We start from the raw sequence: 17,500 nt of genomic DNA, 5'->3' as shown, positions 1-17,500 counted from the left end.
AGTTACAGAAAAACCGATGTTTCGGTCTCATTGAGCAGGACCGGCGGCCGTGGCCGCTTCCGGCTCGGCCTCCGGTGCGGTAGCGACGTTCTGGCCACGCAGCCGCTGCGAGATCACCTGGGTGATGCCATCGCCGCGCATGCTCACCCCGTAGAGTGCATCGGCGATTTCCATGGTCGGCTTCTGGTGGGTGATGACGATCAGCTGACTCTTCTCCCGCAGCTGTTCGAACAGCCCGATCAGCCGCCGCAGGTTGGTGTCGTCCAGGGCGGCCTCCACCTCGTCCATGACATAGAACGGTGAGGGGCGGGCCCGGAAGATCGACACCAGCAGCGCCACCGCGGTCAGCGACTTCTCGCCGCCGGAGAGCAGCGACAGTCGTTTGACCTTCTTACCGGGCGGCCGGGCCTCCACCTCGATTCCGGTGGTGAGCATGTCGGACGGGTCGGTGAGCACCAGCCGGCCCTCGCCGCCGGGGAACAGTTTCGCGAAGACCTCGACGAACTCGCGCTCGACGTCGGCATAGGCCTCGGTGAACACCTGCAGAATGCGCGCATCGACCTCGGCGACCACATCCAGGAGGTCCTGGCGGGCCTGCTTGACGTCCTCGAGCTGCGTCGCGAGGAAGTTGTAGCGTTCCTCGAGCGCCGCAAACTCCTCCAGGGCCAGCGGATTGACCTTGCCGAGCGTGGCCAGGTCCTTCTGTGCCCGTTTGGCACGGCGCTCCTGGGTGGCTCGGTCGTAGGGCATCGGCTGCGGTTCGCTGACCTGCTCGCCGCGTTCCCGGGCCTGTTCGTACTCCTGGATCTCCAGGGCGGTCGGCGGCAGCGGCACCTCCGGGCCGTATTCGGCGATCAGATCGTCGAGCGCGATCCCGAACTGCTCGGAGATGGTGGCCTCCAGCTGCTCGATCCGCAGGGTGGCTTCCGCCTTGGCGACCTCGTCCCGGTGCACCGCATCGGTGAGTGAGCCCAGCTGGGCGTTCAGTGCGCGCACTCGTTCCTTGATCCGGTCGACCTCCGCGGCGCATTCGGTCCGCCGGCGGACCAGTTCGTCACGCCGCCCCTCGGCGACGGCGACCACCTGCTCCAGCTCGGCCGCGATCCGGGCGCCCGATTCGGCGACTGCGGCTGCCACGGCGGCGGCGCGGCGGCGGGCCGCCTGCGCCCGCTCGGCCCGGGCGCGGGCCTCCCGTTCGGCCCGCGCGGCGCGGCGCAGCCCGTCGGCCTTACCGCGCACCGATTCCGCCCGCTCCTCGGCGGTCCGGACCGCCAGCCGGGCCTCGACTTCCATCGTGCGGGCCTCGGCCAGCGCGGCCGCGGCCTCCTCTCGTTCCAGCCCGGCGGCCTCGGTACCGGCGGCGCCGTAGCCGGTGTCGGCCGACGCCTCTTCGGTTTCGACATGCCGGAGCCGGTCCTCCAGTTCGGCCAGTTCGGCCAGCGCCGCTTCCCTGGTCGATTCGGCCTCACCGCGCTGCGCGATCAGGCGGTCGTGTTCGGCCTGCCCACCGCGCGCAGTCTGCCCCAGCCGTGCCAGGCGGTCGTAGACGGCCAGCAGCGCCTGATCGGATTCGTGCAGGGCCAGCAGGGCATGGTCGACGGCCTCTTTCCGGTCGGCCTGCTCCTCGAGGGCACCGGCCAGCGCCGCCTCGAGTTCCGCGCCGTGCCGCTGCGCCTCGGCCAGGTCGGCGGTGGCCGTATCGATTTCGGCCTGGATCTCCAGCTGGCTGGGCCGCCGGTCGGCGCCGCCGATCATCCAGCCGGTGCCGGCCAGGTCGCCGTCGCGGGTCACCACCCGCAGTTCCGGCCGCGCGGCGACGAGGTCGGCGGCGGCCGCGAGATCCGCGACGACCGCGACACCGGCGGTGAGCGCGGCGACGGCGGCCGACACCGAGTCCGGGCAGTCCACCACGTCGGCCAGCCAGCACGCGGAATCGGGCAGCGCCCCGGCCGGTTCCGGCACCCGGCCGGCGGTCCGGAACACCAGCGCCGCCCGGCCACCGTCCCCCGCACGCAGGGCCGCCACGGCGGTCTGCGCGATCTCGTCGGATTCGGCGGCCAGCGCATCGGCCAGCGGTCCCAGAGTGGCGGCCGCAGCCGCCTCGAAGCCGCTGTGCACGCGCAGCAGGCCCGACAGCGGACCGAGCAATCCGGTGATCTCGCGTTCGGTGAGCCAGGCGGCCCCGTCCTTCCGGGACAGGTTCATGCCCAACGCATCGATGCGCGCCGACAGCGAGGCGATCCGCTTGTTCGCATCACGATCCTGCGCGCGCAGTTCGGCCACCCGCCGATCGGCCGATTCCAGGGCGGCGACCGCATGCTCGTGCTGGGCGTCGAGACCGGCCTCGCCGGCTTCGAGTTCGCTCAGTTCTTCCTGCACGGTGTCGAACTCGGCCTGTGCGTCCTCGCTGCGGTGCCGGGATTCGGCGATCTGGACCGAGACCCGGGCGATCTCGGCGTCCACCGACTGAGTCCGGGTGCGCAGCGTGTCCACCTGACCGGACAACCGGGCCAGGCCCTCGCGCCGGTCGGCAATTGCCCGCACGGCGGCCAGATGCGCCTGTTCGGCCGCCTGCGCCGCATGCTCGCGTTCGGCCAGGGCATCGCGGGCGGCTTCCAGGGTCTCGGCGGCGATCTCCACGGCTTCGGCCAGCTCGGCTTCTTCGGCGGCCACCCGGTCGGCCTCGGCCTCCAGCTGGTCGGGATCGCGGCCGGTCCCGGCCGGTGCCTCGGTGTCCAGATGCCGGGCCCGGTCGCCCGCGATCCGGGTGGTCGCATTGACCCGCTCGACCAGGGCGGAGAGCTGGAACCAGGTCTGCCCGGCCGCCTCGGCTCCCGGGGTCAGCTGGGCCAGGCGATGCTCCTGCTGGGCGAGCGCGGCCGAGGCGGCATCCAGTTCGGCCTGCACGGTGATCTGCTGCTCACGCGCATAGGCCTCCTTGTTCTGCCGGCTGGACAGCTCCTCGCGCCGGGTCACCAGGTCGTCGGCCGCCAACCGGAGCCGGGCGTCGCGCAGGTCGGCCTGCACCGTCTGGGCCCGGCGGGCCACCTCTGCCTGCCGACCCAGCGGCTTGAGCTGGCGGCGCAGCTCCGTGGTGAGGTCGGTGAGGCGGGCCAGGTTGGCCTGCATCGCGTCGAGCTTGCGGACCGCCTTCTCCTTGCGGCGGCGATGTTTGAGCACGCCGGCGGCTTCCTCGATGAAGGCCCGCCGGTCCTCGGGCCGGGATTCCAGGATCGCGGCGAGCTGACCCTGGCCGACGATGACGTGCATCTCGCGGCCGATACCGGAGTCGCTGAGCAGCTCCTGGACGTCCATCAGCCGGCAGGAACTGCCGTTGATCTCGTATTCACCGGCGCCGTCGCGGAACATCCGCCGGGTGACCGACACCTCGGAGTACTCGATCGGCAGGGCACCGTCGGAGTTGTCGATGGTCAACGTCACCTCGGCGCGGCCGAGCGGTGGCCGCCCGGAGGTCCCGGCGAAGATGACGTCCTGCATCTTTCCGCCGCGCAGCGCTTTGGCGCCCTGTTCGCCCATCACCCAGGTGAGCGCGTCGACGACGTTGGATTTGCCGGAACCGTTGGGACCGACCACACAGGTGATCCCCGGTTCGAAGCGCAGCGTCGTCGCGGACGCGAAGGACTTGAAGCCCTTCAACGTCAGGCTCTTCAGGTGCAATCCGGCGGCCCTTTCTGCGCGGTGCGCCCCGTACTCCCGGGTGGGACCAGGGTAACGAGTCGCGTACGGCCGCCCCGTACGGCCCGCCGCACCGCGTCAGCCGGTCCGGCGCGCCGAGCGGCACCGGCCGGATTCGACGCCGGAGATCGCCCGGAACGCCAGCACCGCTCCCCAGGGCCCGATGACCCACATCGGCCAGAAGTAGGTGAGTTCTCCCACCGACAGCGAGATCATGCCCCAGATGAGCAGCACCAGCGCACTGACGCCGAGCCATGCACCGCCCTCGATCCGCTGCCACACCGGGACCCGGCGGGACCGGGACACCCGGACGGGCGCGGGCGGCGGCGCAGGCAGATCGGCCAGGACCTGCTGCACCTCGGCGCCGGTGACCGAGGCGTACACCCGCGCCACCCGCTCGTCGTATTCGGCCAGGTCGAGGCGTCCGTCGGCCAGATGCCGGCCGAGCAGTGCGGCGATCTCGCCGCGCTCGGCATCGGAGATTCGGGTCGCGGGTGCGATGTTCACGGCGGACATCCTTCCGAACTCGGCCACACTCCACATTGGAGGGTTTCCTCCAGGATTCTCCCTCCAATGTGGAATGTCAAGGGTTGTCCGCCGTGCAGCTCAGCGTTCGTCGAAACCGGTCAGATCGCCCCGCGGCTCCGCCCAGCTCTCGACGACCAGATCCACCCGGCCCGGAGTGCCACCGGAACGCAGCAGCCCGAGCAGCATCTCCACCGCCGGCCGGGGCCCCTCGGCCACCACGTGCACCCGGCCGTCGCTGCTGTTGCGCGCATAGCCGGCCAGACCCAGCTCCAGGGCCCGCGACCGGGTCCACCACCGGAACCCGACGCCCTGCACGTATCCGTGCACCCAGGCGCTCAACCGGACCGGCGGGTCCTCGGCGTCCGGCATCAGGCGTCCACGTCGAAGGACAAGTTCACCTTGCTGCCCGCCTTCAGGGTCCGGCCCACCGTGCACACCCGGTCCACCGCCCGCTGCACAGTCACCAGCAGCCGTTCCCGCGCGGCCTCGTCGAGTTCGGACAGGTCGAGTTCCAGCACCTCGTCGAGCTGCGGGTACACCTCGTTCTCCCGGTCCGCATCACCGGAGACCCGCACGGTGGCGTCGAAGTTGTCGCCCAGCCGCCGGGACAGCGGCAGATCCGCACTGAGCCCCGTGCACGCCGCGAGGGCGATCTTGAGCAGCTCACCGGGTGTGAAGGCGCCCGGAACGCCCTGCGATGCGATCAGCACCTCGGCGCCGCGCGAACTGCGCCCGGTGTAGGCCCGGGTACCGGTGCGCTCCACCCACAGCTCCGTCGGCTGGGGCGCATCGGAGCCGGCATCGGGCGTGGTACTGGAAACAGCGGTCTGATCAGCCATGGGGGAAATCCTGCCATCCTCGTCGGAAACGCCTCACGGCCGGCAACGCACACCGGCGCGGCGGCATTCCCCGAGTGACCGGAAATGCTCCGATGCAGACCCCGGCCGCACCGCACCGGGTCAGTGCGTGCGCTGCCGCTCCCGCGCGCTGCGCACCGGAACCACCACCGGGACCCGGCGGGCCCGGGGCGCATCCACCATGTTGCCGAGGACGCGGATGAACAGCAGAGCGGCGACGAACGCGCTCAGAATTGCCGGGGTGATCACCGACACCGGAATTCCTTTCCATCGGAATTGTCCGAACCTCGCTCCAGAGGCCCGAAATCATTGCGAATCAATATGTTCGACCGGTTCGCCCGCCGGACGGCGCGACGTTCCGGACGGCGATGCTAGTCCGGCCCGGACGCATGTGCAGCGATACGGTGGGCGTGTTTCGGCGCGGATCCGGACGCGCCGACGACACGCCGGGCTCACCGCACCGGAACGGCGGCGGGAAATCCCGCCGCCGGTCAATCCGTGATCAACTCCCAATCCGGCGGCAGTTCACCGGACAGCACCTCGGTTCCGCGCACCGACAGATCCACCGTGACCGGGCCGAGCCGGAATTCCGAGAGCACCACGGTCCCCCATTCCTTGGGCACCTGGGGGCGCAGCACCAGCCGGCGGGCCGGCACATCGGGTTCCAGCCCGAGGAAGGACCGGACCAGCAGCAGCGGCGCGGCGCTGGCCCACGCCTGCGGTGAGCAGGAGGTGGGGTACGGCACCGGCGCGGCGAACCGGGCCCGCGGGAACCCGCAGAACAGCTCGGGCAGCCGGCCGTCGAAGGCCTGCGCCGCGTCCAGGAGTCCGCCGGCCAGCCGCGTCGCCAGGGCGACCGCTCCCGGGATGTGCCGGTACCGCATCAGCCCGGCGACCGCGATGGCCGTATCGTGCGGCCACACCGAACCGTTGTGGTAGCTCATCGGGTTGTACGCGCCCATCGAAGCGGCCAGCGTGCGCAAACCGAAACCGGAGTCCATCTCCGCCGAGGCCAGCTGCTGGATCAGGGCTTCGGCGTGTTCGTCGGTGGCGATTCCGGACCACAGGCAGTGGGCGGTATTGCTGGTCAATGCATCGACCTGGCGTTTACCACCGTCCAACGCCACGGCGTACCAGCCGCGTTCGGGAATCCAGAACTGCTCGGCGAACTTGGCCCGCAGTTCGGCGGCCCGCTCGGTCAGCCGCTGCGCGGTCTGCATATCCTCGAAGGCGGCGGCCAGTTCGGCCCGCGCCAGCAGCGCCGCGTAGACGTAGCCCTGCACCTCGCACAGAGCAATCGGCGTACGCGCGAGCGCCCCTGCGGCATCGTTGATTCCGTCGAAACTGTCCTTCCAGCCCTGATTCACCAGGCCCCGGTCGGTCGCCCGCTGGTATTCGACGAACCCGTCGCCGTCGCGGTCGCCGAAATCGGTGATCCAGGACAGCGCCGCATCGGCGGCCGGCAGCAGGGCCGCAATCGCATTGGGATCGGCGCCCCAGCGCAGGCATTCGGCCATCAGCATCAGGAACAGCGGAGTGGCATCCGCGGTCCCGTAGTAGATCTGGCCGCCCAGGACCTGCCCGACCGCCGGCCCGCGCCGCATCTCGTGCATGATCCGGCCGGGCTGCTCGTCCACCAGCGGGTCCACGGTCTGGCCCTGCAGTTCGGCGAGCTGCTGCAGGGTGCCCAGCGCCAGGTCGACCTCCAGCGGCAACGACATCCACGAGGTGAGCAGCGAGTCCCGTCCGAACAGGGTCATGAACCAGGGCGCCCCGGCGGCGACGAACGGGCGGCCGGTGCCGTTGTCGTTGTGGATCTGCAGCGCGCCCAGGTCGCTCTCGGTCCGCCGCAGCACCCGGGTGAGCCGCCGCGAATCGGTGGTGATGTCGGTGGCGGTGGCCCGCCACGCCTGAATCTTGCGCACCGGTTCGCTGGCCCGGTACCGCTCCCCCGGGGTGCCCTGCGTCTGCGGACGCTGAGCGGCACCCGCGGGCTGTGCGGTGATCTCGGTCTGCCAGCGGCCGCCCGCGGGCACCACTACTCGCCAGATCATGGTCCCCGGCAGCAGCATCGGCTCCATCGTGGAGGTGAGCGCGAGGCCCCGGGACAGATCGCCGCGATCGTGCAGCAGCAGTTCCCCGTCGGAGGTGGTCATCTCGGCCCGGCGGGCGCCGGCCCGGCCCTCCTTCACCGAGAACAGGTCGACGAAATCGGCGTCGACATGCAGTTCCAGGACCACCGCGGTGGCTTCCCGCCCCATGTTCTCCAGGCTGATCAGCTCGTGCATACCGTCGGCGACCAAGCGGTTGCGGACCACCAGCAGGGTGCTGTCGGCCAGCCCCGCCTGGGGCGGGCGCCGCAGGACGAACCGCGCGGCGAATGCCTCCGGGCTCAGCACCGACAGCGGCTCCGGCGGTTTCCCGTCCACCAGCAGTTCCCAACGGGACAGCACCCGGGCGTCCCGGAAGAACAGCCCGTGCGGCCGGCCCGGCGTGACATCGCCGAGCCGGTCGGACAGGCAGAAGGTGGCACCTTCGACGAGGGTGACCGAATCGCCGCCGAGCCCGGCGGGTTCACCGGCATTCAGCGGATCGGGCGGACCGCAACCCTCGACGCTCATACGCGACCGCCGGCCACCGCGCCGACCGGTGCCACGGTCCGGGAGGCCAGCACCCGCCGGTACACCTGTTCGTAGCCCCGGCCGAGCGTGTCGGCGCCGAAGTGCGACACCACATGCGACCGGCAGGCAACCGGGTCCAGTTGCCGGACGTCCTCGATCGCGCCGGGCAGTTCGTCGGGGTCGTCACAGATCCGGCCGGTGACACCGTCGACCACGACCTCGCTCACCGCCCCGCCACGCAAGGCCACGACCGGCGTCCCGCACACCATCGCCTCGATCATCACCATGCCGAACGGCTCCTCCCATCGGATGGGGAACAGCAGACACCGGGCTCCGGCAAGTAGTTTACGCTTCGCAGCGTAGTCGGCGAGACCGAAAACGTGATCGTCCGGGGTGAGCCGGGGCGCCACGTACTCGTCGAAGTACGCCTGCTCCGGTGGCTCGCTGCACTTTCCGGCCAGGATGAGCGGAATACCCGCCGCATGCGCCGCATCCAGGGCGAGATGCGGGCCCTTGTCCATCGTGAACCGGCCGAGGAACAGCGCGTAGTCCCCCTTGGCGGGCTGGAACGGAAAAGTGTCCACCCGCAGCGCGTTGTGTACCCGTCCGGCCCACGGCAGTTCGGGCGCCAGTTCCCGTTGCCGGTCGCTGATCGCGACCAGCGAGACGTCGTCGCCGAGTTCGCTGTAGTACGTGTAGCACTCGTCCTGCACCGGACCGTGCACGGTCACCACGGTCGGCACCCCGAGCGTGCTCAGGGCCGGTGCGTTGAGCGGACCGGCGAAGGTGTGATCGTGCACCAGATCGATACCGTCGGTCAGCGCGAGCTGCTCGACCGCCCGACGCACCTTCAATGCGTGCATCACCTCGGGAAACGGCTCGCCCAGTCGTTCCGGTACCGGACGGTCCCACAGCGGCAGGAATTCGCCGCGGGTACCCGGCTCGCCGGCGCCGAGTAGGGTGACCCGGTGCCCCCGGTCGACCAGGGCATCCACCAGATCGGCGACGACCGCCTCGACACCGCCGTAGGCCTTGGGCGGCACATCGAAATACGGCGGGACAACCATGGCGATCCGCAGTGGATCGCCCGGAACAGCATCGGTAAAACGATCGAAAGCAGGCGAAACTGCCGGCGGCATTGCCGGCAACTGTGTGCTCATGACCTTCCTTCCACAGGACACAACCTCGTGCAGCACTTGCAACACACCCGGCGCCGGGACTTGCTCGCCGGATGCCGAACAAGATGGCCGCCTCGGCGGGGGTGGAGCGAGAACTACACCGCCGTCCATCGGGCTCGGTCGGCCTGGCCACCGGGGGCGCCGGGATTCGCGTCGGACCGGCATCGGAACCCCGGTGATCAGGGGGGCCGGTACGGACGGTACCCGCCTACCGGTGCGTAAACCAGTAGGTTGCTGCAAATCCCGCGTTTCGACACAAAGTCGGCAACCACTCATTTCGCATTCACCGGTTCGGCGCAGGTGAAAACGATGTACACCGGCCGGTATCCGCACCGAAGCGGGTGAACCGACTCGGGCAGCCCGGGTGCCGGGCGATTGCCGACCCGCTCAGGGTGCACCCGTACACCGCTGCCGGGACTCGATATCGGTACACGGGCTGTTCCCGAATTCACGCAGAACCGCCCGCCCGGCACCGTCGGCCAGATAGGCCAGGAACCCGGCCGCCAGTGAATCGCCCGGCAGATCCGCGGCGCTGTAGACGTATTCGATACCCCAGAACGGGTACCCCTGGGCACGTACCGCATCGATCGTCGCGGGTGCGCCGTCGATCGAGACCCGGGCCACCCCGGGTGCTTCGATCCGTTCCGCGCCCGCTGCGTCCAGATAGCCGATCGCCCCGGGGATGCCCGAGACGGCACCGACCATGTCCTCGGTCACGCTCACCTCACAGGCCCCCGAACGACGTTCGGCCGCCGTTCGAACGGCGGTACAGCTGACGAACCGCCGCACCGGCGGTGGCTGCGTCAGCAATCGGGTCTCGAATACCCGGCGGGTCCCCGAACCGGGCGTCCGGTCGACCAGCACCACCGGCAGATCGGCACCGCCGAGCGCCTGCCAGTTGGTGATCCGACCCTCGTACAGGTCCCGGATCTGTTCCGCGGTCAGGTCGGTCACCCCGGCCCGGGAATTGACGATCATCGAGAACACCGAGACCGCGATCGGCCGCTCGGCCAGGTGGGCGTACCCCGATCCCTTGTCGCCGTCGGCGATCGCGAGCACATCGGCGGACGGGCCCGACTCGGCCAGTTCGTCCAGCCCCCGCCCCGACCCTTCGAAGTGGAAGGTGAATGCCGCTCCGGCGCATTCCTTCTCGTAGGTCTGCGCAGCCCGGGTCACCGCCGGTGCGAGCGCGGTCGACCCGGTCAGCGTCACCCGGCCGGTCCGGCAGCCCAGCGCCGACGACCGATCGAACTGCGCGAACAGCAGTTGCGCCGCCACCACGGCCACCAGGAACAGGCTGATCGCGAGCAGCACCCGGGTGGCCCGCGAACTGCTGCTGGCGGTGCGCACGATCCGACCCGCCCGGATCCCGCCTTGGAGCACCGGTTCCGGGTAGCCACCGGAGCCGGTGGTGCGCTGCAGGATCGCCAGCACCTTGTAGTGCTCGTTGCGGTTCAACGGCACCTTCGGCAGCTCGATCACCCCGTCGGCGGCGGCCGAATCCAATCCGGGCGCAATCCCCGACTGCGGTCCGAGGTGGTCGGCCAGTCCGGGTGCGCTGAGCTCGGTCACCGCCATCCCGATCACCCGGCGACGCGGGAAATGCAGGTGCACACCGACGTCCGACGTGGGGGCGGTGTAGTCGCACGCCTCGATCGCCACCGGCCCGCTGTTCTCGATCCGAACCAGGACGACGGACAGATCCTGCAGCGGCGGCCCGGCACCGTCGGTGTCCGGCCGGAGCTGGGTCAGCACGCCCGGATGAACCGATTCGATTTCGCCGGTGACCGGGGTGTCCATCTGCACCCGGAAGCCCAGCCGACGCCGTCCCGACAGCACGAACTCCCACAGAAAGGCCAGCAGCGGCACCAGAATGCCGAACAGGCCCAGCACCGTATCGAGTTGCAGACCGCCCACCGTTCCCCCGTGCTCGCACTACTCGTCCGGCGCGTACCGCCCGGACCACTCAGTCTTGCGTGACAACGGCTTCGCGGGACAGCACCGCGACGAGAGTTGGACAGATGTTCACCCGGCGCTGCCCGGGCCGGGTGCGTCGGTCCAGGCGAGCAGCTCGGACAGCGGCCAGGTATCGATCACCGATTCGGCGCGGACACCGTGCGCCTGCGCCCGGGCGCAGCCGTAGCCCTGCCAGTCCAGTTGCCCGGGTGCGTGCGCATCGGTATCGATGCTGAACAGGCAGCCCAGCTCCACCGCCAGGTCCAGCAGCCGCCCCGGTGGATCGCGGCGCTCCGGGCGGCAGTTGATCTCCACCGCCGTGTGGTACCGGCGGCAGGCCTCGAAGACGACCTCGGCATCGAAACTCGACTCCGGCCGGGTACCCCGGGCCCCCTCGACCAGGCGGCCGGTGCAGTGGCCGAGGATGTCCACCGCCGGATTCGCCGCCGCACGCACCATTCGGCGGGTCATTGTGTCCCGGTCGTCGCGCAGCCGGGAGTGCACGCTCGCCACGACGATATCCAGTTCGGCGAGCAACTCCGGATCCTGATCCAGCGACCCGTCGTCGAGGATGTCCACCTCGATGCCGGTCAGAATGCGCAGCGGTGCCGGTCCGGCGTTCAGCTCCGCGACCACCGCGAGCTGCCGGCGCAACCGCTGCGCGGACAATCCGTTCGCCACGCGCAACCGGGGTGAGTGATCGGTCAGCGCGCAGTATTCGTGCCCGAGTGCCGCGGCGACCGCCATCATCTCGGCGATCGGCGAACCACCGTCGGACCAGTCCGAATGGGTGTGCAGATCGCCGCGCAACTGCTGCCGCAGCGCCGCCCCCGCCGGCTCGATCGGCCGCGCCGCGGCCCGCAGCTCCGCCAGATAGGCGGGCACAGCACCGGCTTCGGCCTGTTCGATCACCGCTGCCGTCTTGGGGCCGATACCGGCCAGCTGCTGCCAGCTCCGGGCCCGGGCCCGGTCCGCCCGTTCGGCGGCCGAGAGCCCCGCCACGACGTCCGCGGCCCGCCGGTATGCGCGCACCCGGTGGGTCTCGGCGTGATCCCGTTCCAGCCAGAATCCGATCTCGCGCAGGGCGGCGACGGCGTCCGGGGCCGCCGCCGCACTCGTCTCCGCGGACTCGTCCGGCACGGCGCTACCGGACCCGGCCGTACTTCAGGAAGGCCACCCCGTCGTTGAACACCCGGCTGGTGATCACCCGGAACCGTTCCGGCTCCGGCAGTGGCGTACCACCACCGAACAGCGGCCGGCCGCGGCCCAGCACGATCGGATACAACTCGAGAAAGATCCGGTCGATCTCCGGCAGCAGTGACTGCGCCAGCTCGCCACCGCCGCACAGCCAGATACCCAGGCCCGGGGCCAGCTTGAGTTCGCGGACCGCCGCGACCGGGTCGGTGGCGATCAGTTCCACCCCGGGCGCCGGCGGGTCCGGCAGGGTCGTGGAGACGACGAACTGCCGCAGGTGCTCGTACGGACTCGCGGTGCCGGTCCGTACGCCGAAGTCGTAGGTTTTCCGGCCCATCAGCACGGTGTCGAAGGTGGTGTTGCCCAAGGTCGCGCCGCGGGCCTGGCGCACCTTCGTCGGCAACCGCTCCGGGTACTGGGACACGATGGCCGGCCAATGGTCACCACCCACCGGGAAGAAGTCCGGCGAACCGTCCTCGGTGGCGATGAAACCATCGATGGTCGACGCTACGAAGTAGGTGAGCTTGCGCATCGGTTCCTCCTACCGAAGACGGTAGCGCGAACCGGACGATCCCAGTAGGCCATAGACTCGCAGGCATGGCTGGAGCGTTGTGTCCGGGTTCCTTCGACCCGGTGACCAATGGACATATCGACGTGTTCACCCGGGCTGCCGCGCAGTTCGACGAAGTCGTCGTGACCGTGATGATCAACCCGAAGAAGCAGGGCATGTTCACCGTCGACGAGCGGATGGAACTGCTGCGGGAGGCGACCGCGCACCTCGGGAACGTCCGGGTGGAATCCTGGCAGGGCCTGCTGGTCGACTTCGCCCGGGAACAGGGGCTCACGGCCATCGTCAAGGGTCTACGCGATGCGGGTGATTTCGGCTACGAGATGCAGATGGCGCAGATGAACCACAAGCTGGCCGGCGTCGACACCTTCTTCATCGCGACCAACCCGGCCCTGAGCTATCTGTCCAGCTCGCTGGTCAAGGAGGTGGCCGCGTACGGCGGCGATGTCAGCGACATGCTGCCACCGGCGGTGCACAAGCGACTGCTGGAGCGACTGGCCCAGCGCTGACGTACCGGCTTGCTCAGAACACCCAGCCACGGAGGGCGAGGAAACGCATCCCGCCCACCGCGGCGGTGATGGCGACGACCGCGGCGGCCTGGGCCATTCCGCCCAGGCCCGGCGCCCAGAAGCCGAGGGCAGCCAGTGCGACGGTGGTGATGATCAGCCCGAGAGCGGCCAGTCCGCCGCCCTCCCATTGTGCGGTGAACCAGCCCACCCGCTCGGCGGCGTGGAAGGTGAGCCGGCGGTGGAGTTCGTTGGCGAGCACGGTGCTGACGATCGACCCGGCGATATTCGCGGTCAGCGGGCCGATACCGAGCAGCGCGAAGAACAACAGGACATAGGTGATGTTGCTGAATCCGCCGACCAGGGCGAACCGGATCAGCTGCGGCAGTGCCCGGTCACCCCGGAGATAGCTCAGCAGTGCCGTCCGGCGCAGGCACCGCGACTGCTCCACCGGCTCCGCGGTCGCTGTCCGTACCGGTGCCATGGGCGGGTACCACGCGGCGAACGTGGCCGTACCCGGCAGCACCCAGGTGGTGGGCGGTTCCGTCACCGTCATCGTCGTTCCGATCGCCGAGCACTTCTCGAACCGGCGGCGCTGCCGGCCTCGCTGCTCGATGATACAAGAAGTGGAGGAGCCTTCTCCATTTGATTGGGGTGCGATCTGGGCCACTGTGCCCGACACACGGGCGGACTCCGGGACCGGCGTGGCGGGCGTACCGGTAGTAGTTTTGCCCTGAGGCCGCAGGAGGGTTGTGAGTATGTATCGCGTATTCGAAGCGCTCGACGAACTGGTCGCCATCGTCGAGGAGGCACGGGGCATCCCGCCGACGCGCGGCTGCATCGTGCCCCGCGGCGACGTCCTGGAACTGCTGGACGACGTCCGCGATGCCCTGCCCGGGGAACTGGACGACGCCCAGGACGTGCTCGACCACCGGGACAAGATCGTCTCCGACGCCCGGCACGGCGCCGAGAGCACGATCGGCGCCGCCGACACACAGGCCCGCGAGACCGTCGAAACCGCCCGCGCCGAGGCCGACCGGATCCTGTCCGAGGCCAAAGCACATGCCGATCGGATGGTCGCCGAGGCCACCGCACATGCCGACCGGCTGGTCGACGACGCCGAAGCGGAGGCCGAGCGGACGGTCGCCGAGGGCAAGGCCGAGTACGAGGACCTGACCGGCCGGGCCCGGGCCGAGGCCGACCGCACGATCGCGGCGGGCCGGGAATCCTACGAACGGTCGGTCGCCGACGGCAAGGCCGAGCAGACCCGGCTGGTGGAGCAGACCGAGGTGGTCCGCGCCGCGCACGCCGAATCCGCCCGGGTGATCGACGCCGCCGAGGCCGAATCCGCCCGGTTGCGGGCCGAATGCGACGAGTACGTCGACGACCGGATGGCCGAGTTCGGCGATCGGCTCACCGAACTGGAGGAGACGCTCAGCAGCACCCGGCGCACGGTCAGCCGCGGCCGGGCACATCTGCGGGGCGCCGGGTTCGGCGACTACCGGGCCGACCCGCGCGGCGCCTGAGCCGGCGGCGGCACCGTGATCGCCCGGCGATTTTGGCATCGCCGGGGTCGTTCGCGTACCGTGGAATGGTTGCCCAATCAGCTTCGATCCAGACTTTTTCGGGAGTGAGTTCGTGATGTCCGCCGGTTCCGGATCGCGTTCCCGTCCGGCGTCCCGCCGGACGCCGGACGCAGGCTTCGTGCTGGACACCCGCAGCCTCGGCCGCCGGCCGGGGACCATGCAGGAACTGCACCGCACGGTCAGCACGGACAACCGGATAGGTCTCGATCTGGTCGCCATCCCGGCCGGGTCCGACGTGGAACTGGATCTGCAACTGCAGGCGGTGTCCGAAGGCGTGCTGGTCACCGGCACCGTCTCGGCGCCGGCCGCCGGGGAGTGCTCCCGCTGCCTGGAGACGTTCACCGATTCGGTGGTACTGCCGCTGACCGAACTGTTCGCCTACCCGGACAGCACGACCGAGCAGACGACCTCCGAGGACGAGATCTATCGGATGGGCGACGACCTGATCGACCTGGAACCGCTGATCGTCGATGCCATCGGCCTCGAGCTGCCGTTGCAGCCGGTGTGCACTCCGGATTGTCCGGGCCTGTGCCCGGAATGCGGCGTGCGGATGGCGATTGCAGGTCCCGATCATGAGCATGAGATACTGGACCCCCGCTGGGCCGGGCTGGCGAAGTTCGCCACCGAAACGCCCGGCAGCGGCAGCCCCGACGAGGGTGCCGCATCCACCGACCGTTCCGCCGAAGTGGCAAGCGAAAAGACAGAGGAGAAGTAGTCGTGGCCGTTCCCAAGCGCCGGATGTCCCGTTCCAACACCAGGTCGCGGCGCAGCCAGTGGAAGGCCACCGCGCCGACCCTGATCACCTGCCCGAACCGTGCCTGCGGTGAGAAGACCCTGCCGCATATCGCGTGCCCGTCCTGCGGCACCTACAAGGGCCGCCAGGTCACCGCTGCGGTCTGATCGTTCGCGACGTGACTGCCGGTAACAAAGACGGAGTCGAGCACGACGCGAGTTCCACCGACGGGGTCCCGTCGGACAACGCGAGTCTGCTCGAGGCCCTCGGTGTCGACGTACGACCGGAGCTGCTGCGCCTGGCGCTGACGCACCGGTCGTACGCGTACGAGCACGGCGGCCTGCCCACCAACGAGCGGTTGGAGTTCCTGGGCGACTCCGTGCTCGGTCTCAGCATCACCGAGCGGCTCTATCAGGAGCACCCGGACAAGTCCGAGGGCGAACTCGCCAAACTGCGTGCCAGCGTGGTCAACATGCACGCGCTCGCCGAGGTGGCCCGCGGGCTGGGCGAAGGCGGCCTGGGCACGCACCTGCTGCTGGGCAAGGGTGAGGAACTTACCGGCGGTCGCAACAAGCCCAGCATCCTCGCCGACGGCATGGAATCGCTGCTCGGCGCGGTGCACCTGGAGCACGGTATCGACGTGGCCCGCAGTGTGGTGCTGCGACTGTTCGCCGAACTGCTGGAACGCGGGCCGCGCATGGGCGCCGGCCTGGACTTCAAGACCAGCCTGCAAGAACTCACCGCCGAACGTGGTCTCGGGGTGCCCAGTTACGACATCACGTCCACCGGGCCCGACCACGACAAGGAATTCACCGCGACCACCATGATCGGTGGCCGCGGCTACGGTCAGGGTGTCGGCCGTTCCAAGAAGGAAGCCGAGCAGAAGGCAGCGGGCGCCGCATACCGGGCACTCACCGAAGAAGCCTGATCCGTCGTGCCGGAGCTCCCCGAGGTCGAAGTGGTGCGGCGCGGCCTGGCCCGGCATGCGGTCGGCCGGACCATCGATGCGGTCACCGTCACGCATCCACGCTCGGTACGCCGGCATCTCGCCGGGGGCGCCGACCTGGCCGATCGCCTGACCGGGCGACGGATCGAGTCGGCGCAGCGACGCGGCAAATATCTCTGGCTGACCTTCGACGACCCGGCGACCGCGCTCGTCGTGCATCTCGGCATGAGTGGCCAGATGCTGGTCCGGCCCGCCGACGCACCGGTCGAGAAGCACGCCCATATCCGGGCCCGGCTGGGCGACGACACCGAGCTGCGGTTCGTCGACCAGCGCACCTTCGGCGGCTGGTCGCTGGCCGATCTGGTCCCCGTGCACGGCACCGAGGTGCCCGACAGCGTCGCCCATATCGCCCGTGATCCACTCGATCCGGCATTCGACACCGAGGCCGCGGTCGCCGCGATTCGGTCCCGCAACTCCGAGATCAAACGCGTTCTGCTGGATCAGGCCGTGATCTCCGGCATCGGCAACATCTACGCCGACGAAGCTCTGTGGCGTGCCCGCCTGCACGGCACCCGCCCGGCCGCCCGATTGAGCCGCCCGGTGCTACGCTCGCTCCTCGCCGAGGTCGCCGCCGTCATGACCGATGCCCTCGCGGCCGGCGGCACTTCCTTCGACGCCCTCTACGTCGACGTCAACGGCGATTCCGGCTATTTCGAACGTTCCCTCGCCGTCTACGGCCGCGAACACGAACCCTGCCTGCACTGCGGGGCACCCATCCGGCGGGAGAAGTTCATGAACCGCTCGTCGTTCTCCTGCCCGAGGTGCCAGCGGCCACCCCGCTGAACCGGTCCCCGATCCGGGATGCGGTACCGGATGACACCCGGTCGAGAGCTCAACCGGCGGCGTTGCAGGTCTGGAACCGGCACAGCAGGTCGCCGAGGAACTCGGCGGAGCCGGTGGTGACCGGCTGCTCCCAGAACGCCTGCCAGAAGTCGGCCCACGCCTCGGTGGACCCGCTCGCCACCTCGACCGCCGGTGTCCCGACCGGATCCGCGGCGGCCACTGCGCCGTGCCCGCAAGCCAGCGCCCCCGCTACTGCCGTCACCACCAGAAACCGCTTCATTTCGCCTC

General features: G+C 69.9%; 18 protein-coding genes. 6 read left to right on the top strand and 12 right to left on the bottom strand.

Annotated features, from left to right (window positions below; all coding sequences use genetic code 11):
- Nucleotides 1-27: 27 nt before the first annotated feature.
- From smc to AC1HFH_RS08745, 10 genes are all read right to left on the bottom strand, one after another.
- Complete coding sequence (gene smc, locus AC1HFH_RS08790) at nucleotides 28-3,678, bottom strand: chromosome segregation protein SMC (RefSeq protein WP_480246934.1); 3,651 nt, start codon at nucleotides 3,676-3,678, stop codon at nucleotides 28-30.
- A gap of 96 nt (nucleotides 3,679-3,774) precedes the next feature.
- Nucleotides 3,775-4,212 carry a DUF1707 SHOCT-like domain-containing protein gene (locus tag AC1HFH_RS08785; protein ID WP_480247779.1) on the bottom strand — a complete coding sequence of 146 codons (438 nt, stop codon included), beginning with the start codon at nucleotides 4,210-4,212 and terminating at the stop codon, nucleotides 3,775-3,777.
- Nucleotides 4,213-4,302: 90 nt separating this feature from the next.
- Nucleotides 4,303-4,593 (bottom strand): acylphosphatase, encoded by a 291-nt coding sequence (locus tag AC1HFH_RS08780; RefSeq protein WP_480246933.1) that lies wholly within the window; start codon nucleotides 4,591-4,593, stop codon nucleotides 4,303-4,305.
- Complete coding sequence (locus AC1HFH_RS08775) at nucleotides 4,593-5,063, bottom strand: OsmC family protein (RefSeq protein ID WP_480246932.1); 471 nt, start codon at nucleotides 5,061-5,063, stop codon at nucleotides 4,593-4,595. Before AC1HFH_RS08775 ends, AC1HFH_RS08780 begins: the two co-directional genes overlap by 1 nt.
- Nucleotides 5,064-5,183: 120 nt before the next feature.
- Nucleotides 5,184-5,336, bottom strand: a complete 153-nt coding sequence (locus tag AC1HFH_RS08770; protein WP_480246931.1) for a hypothetical protein — start codon at nucleotides 5,334-5,336, stop codon at nucleotides 5,184-5,186.
- Between the two features lie 236 nt (nucleotides 5,337-5,572).
- Nucleotides 5,573-7,702, bottom strand: a complete 2,130-nt coding sequence (locus AC1HFH_RS08765) for an amylo-alpha-1,6-glucosidase (protein WP_480246930.1) — start codon at nucleotides 7,700-7,702, stop codon at nucleotides 5,573-5,575.
- Entirely contained in the window at nucleotides 7,699-8,769 is a 1,071-nt protein-coding gene (locus AC1HFH_RS08760; RefSeq protein WP_480246929.1) for a glycosyltransferase family 4 protein, read from the bottom strand. Before AC1HFH_RS08760 ends, AC1HFH_RS08765 begins: the two co-directional genes overlap by 4 nt.
- Nucleotides 8,770-9,267: 498 nt before the next feature.
- Nucleotides 9,268-10,797: a PstS family phosphate ABC transporter substrate-binding protein gene (locus AC1HFH_RS08755; RefSeq protein WP_480246928.1), complete on the bottom strand. Its 1,530-nt coding sequence runs from the start codon at nucleotides 10,795-10,797 to the stop codon at nucleotides 9,268-9,270.
- Nucleotides 10,798-10,905: 108 nt separating this feature from the next.
- On the bottom strand, nucleotides 10,906-11,976 hold the full coding sequence (locus AC1HFH_RS08750; protein WP_480246927.1) for a PHP domain-containing protein: 1,071 nt from the start codon (nucleotides 11,974-11,976) through the stop codon (nucleotides 10,906-10,908).
- Nucleotides 11,977-11,980: 4 nt separating this feature from the next.
- On the bottom strand, nucleotides 11,981-12,562 hold the full coding sequence (locus tag AC1HFH_RS08745; RefSeq protein ID WP_480246926.1) for a dihydrofolate reductase family protein: 582 nt from the start codon (nucleotides 12,560-12,562) through the stop codon (nucleotides 11,981-11,983).
- A gap of 65 nt (nucleotides 12,563-12,627) precedes the next feature.
- Between AC1HFH_RS08745 and coaD the strand changes: the two genes are divergently transcribed.
- Nucleotides 12,628-13,107, top strand: coding sequence for a pantetheine-phosphate adenylyltransferase (coaD, locus tag AC1HFH_RS08740; RefSeq protein ID WP_480246925.1), 480 nt, complete (start codon nucleotides 12,628-12,630; stop codon nucleotides 13,105-13,107).
- Nucleotides 13,108-13,120: 13 nt separating this feature from the next.
- Here the strand turns inward: coaD and AC1HFH_RS08735 are convergent, their stop codons facing one another.
- Nucleotides 13,121-13,660, bottom strand: a complete 540-nt coding sequence (locus AC1HFH_RS08735; RefSeq protein ID WP_480246924.1) for a GtrA family protein — start codon at nucleotides 13,658-13,660, stop codon at nucleotides 13,121-13,123.
- A 202-nt stretch (nucleotides 13,661-13,862) separates the two neighbouring features.
- On the opposite strand from AC1HFH_RS08735, the gene AC1HFH_RS08730 reads away from it, so the two are divergent.
- The 5 genes from AC1HFH_RS08730 (at nucleotide 13,863) to mutM (ending at nucleotide 17,212) form a co-directional block, all read left to right on the top strand.
- Nucleotides 13,863-14,630 (top strand): DivIVA domain-containing protein, encoded by a 768-nt coding sequence (locus tag AC1HFH_RS08730; protein WP_480247778.1) that lies wholly within the window; start codon nucleotides 13,863-13,865, stop codon nucleotides 14,628-14,630.
- Between the two features lie 115 nt (nucleotides 14,631-14,745).
- Nucleotides 14,746-15,405, top strand: coding sequence for a YceD family protein (locus AC1HFH_RS08725; RefSeq protein WP_480246923.1), 660 nt, complete (start codon nucleotides 14,746-14,748; stop codon nucleotides 15,403-15,405).
- Between the two features lie 2 nt (nucleotides 15,406-15,407).
- Nucleotides 15,408-15,590: a 50S ribosomal protein L32 gene (gene rpmF / locus AC1HFH_RS08720; protein ID WP_014987105.1), complete on the top strand. Its 183-nt coding sequence runs from the start codon at nucleotides 15,408-15,410 to the stop codon at nucleotides 15,588-15,590.
- A gap of 86 nt (nucleotides 15,591-15,676) precedes the next feature.
- On the top strand, nucleotides 15,677-16,351 hold the full coding sequence (rnc, locus tag AC1HFH_RS08715; RefSeq protein ID WP_480247777.1) for a ribonuclease III: 675 nt from the start codon (nucleotides 15,677-15,679) through the stop codon (nucleotides 16,349-16,351).
- Between the two features lie 6 nt (nucleotides 16,352-16,357).
- Nucleotides 16,358-17,212 (top strand): bifunctional DNA-formamidopyrimidine glycosylase/DNA-(apurinic or apyrimidinic site) lyase, encoded by an 855-nt coding sequence (gene mutM, locus AC1HFH_RS08710; RefSeq protein ID WP_480246922.1) that lies wholly within the window; start codon nucleotides 16,358-16,360, stop codon nucleotides 17,210-17,212.
- A gap of 49 nt (nucleotides 17,213-17,261) precedes the next feature.
- Here mutM and AC1HFH_RS08705 read toward each other — a convergent pair whose 3' ends face one another.
- Nucleotides 17,262-17,492: a hypothetical protein gene (locus tag AC1HFH_RS08705; RefSeq protein WP_480246921.1), complete on the bottom strand. Its 231-nt coding sequence runs from the start codon at nucleotides 17,490-17,492 to the stop codon at nucleotides 17,262-17,264.
- Between the last annotated feature and the right edge of the window lie 8 nt (nucleotides 17,493-17,500).

This window comes from Nocardia sp. KT25-26 (assembly GCF_056627695.1).
Note: the sequence above shows the minus strand (reverse complement) of the source record. Positions and strands in the feature narration are given on the sequence as shown.

Coding starts and splice junctions, on each gene's coding strand:
- AC1HFH_RS08785 (WP_480247779.1), bottom strand. CDS start 4,212: ATGTCCGCCGTGAACATCGCACCCGCGACCCGAATCTCCGATGCCGAG.
- AC1HFH_RS08780 (WP_480246933.1), bottom strand. CDS start 4,593: ATGCCGGACGCCGAGGACCCGCCGGTCCGGTTGAGCGCCTGGGTGCAC.
- AC1HFH_RS08775 (WP_480246932.1), bottom strand. CDS start 5,063: ATGGCTGATCAGACCGCTGTTTCCAGTACCACGCCCGATGCCGGCTCC.
- AC1HFH_RS08765 (WP_480246930.1), bottom strand. CDS start 7,702: ATGAGCGTCGAGGGTTGCGGTCCGCCCGATCCGCTGAATGCCGGTGAA.
- AC1HFH_RS08760 (WP_480246929.1), bottom strand. CDS start 8,769: ATGGTTGTCCCGCCGTATTTCGATGTGCCGCCCAAGGCCTACGGCGGT.
- AC1HFH_RS08745 (WP_480246926.1), bottom strand. CDS start 12,562: ATGCGCAAGCTCACCTACTTCGTAGCGTCGACCATCGATGGTTTCATC.
- coaD (WP_480246925.1), top strand. CDS start 12,628: ATGGCTGGAGCGTTGTGTCCGGGTTCCTTCGACCCGGTGACCAATGGA.
- AC1HFH_RS08735 (WP_480246924.1), bottom strand. CDS start 13,660: ATGACGGTGACGGAACCGCCCACCACCTGGGTGCTGCCGGGTACGGCC.
- AC1HFH_RS08730 (WP_480247778.1), top strand. CDS start 13,863: ATGTATCGCGTATTCGAAGCGCTCGACGAACTGGTCGCCATCGTCGAG.
- AC1HFH_RS08725 (WP_480246923.1), top strand. CDS start 14,746: ATGTCCGCCGGTTCCGGATCGCGTTCCCGTCCGGCGTCCCGCCGGACG.
- AC1HFH_RS08705 (WP_480246921.1), bottom strand. CDS start 17,492: ATGAAGCGGTTTCTGGTGGTGACGGCAGTAGCGGGGGCGCTGGCTTGC.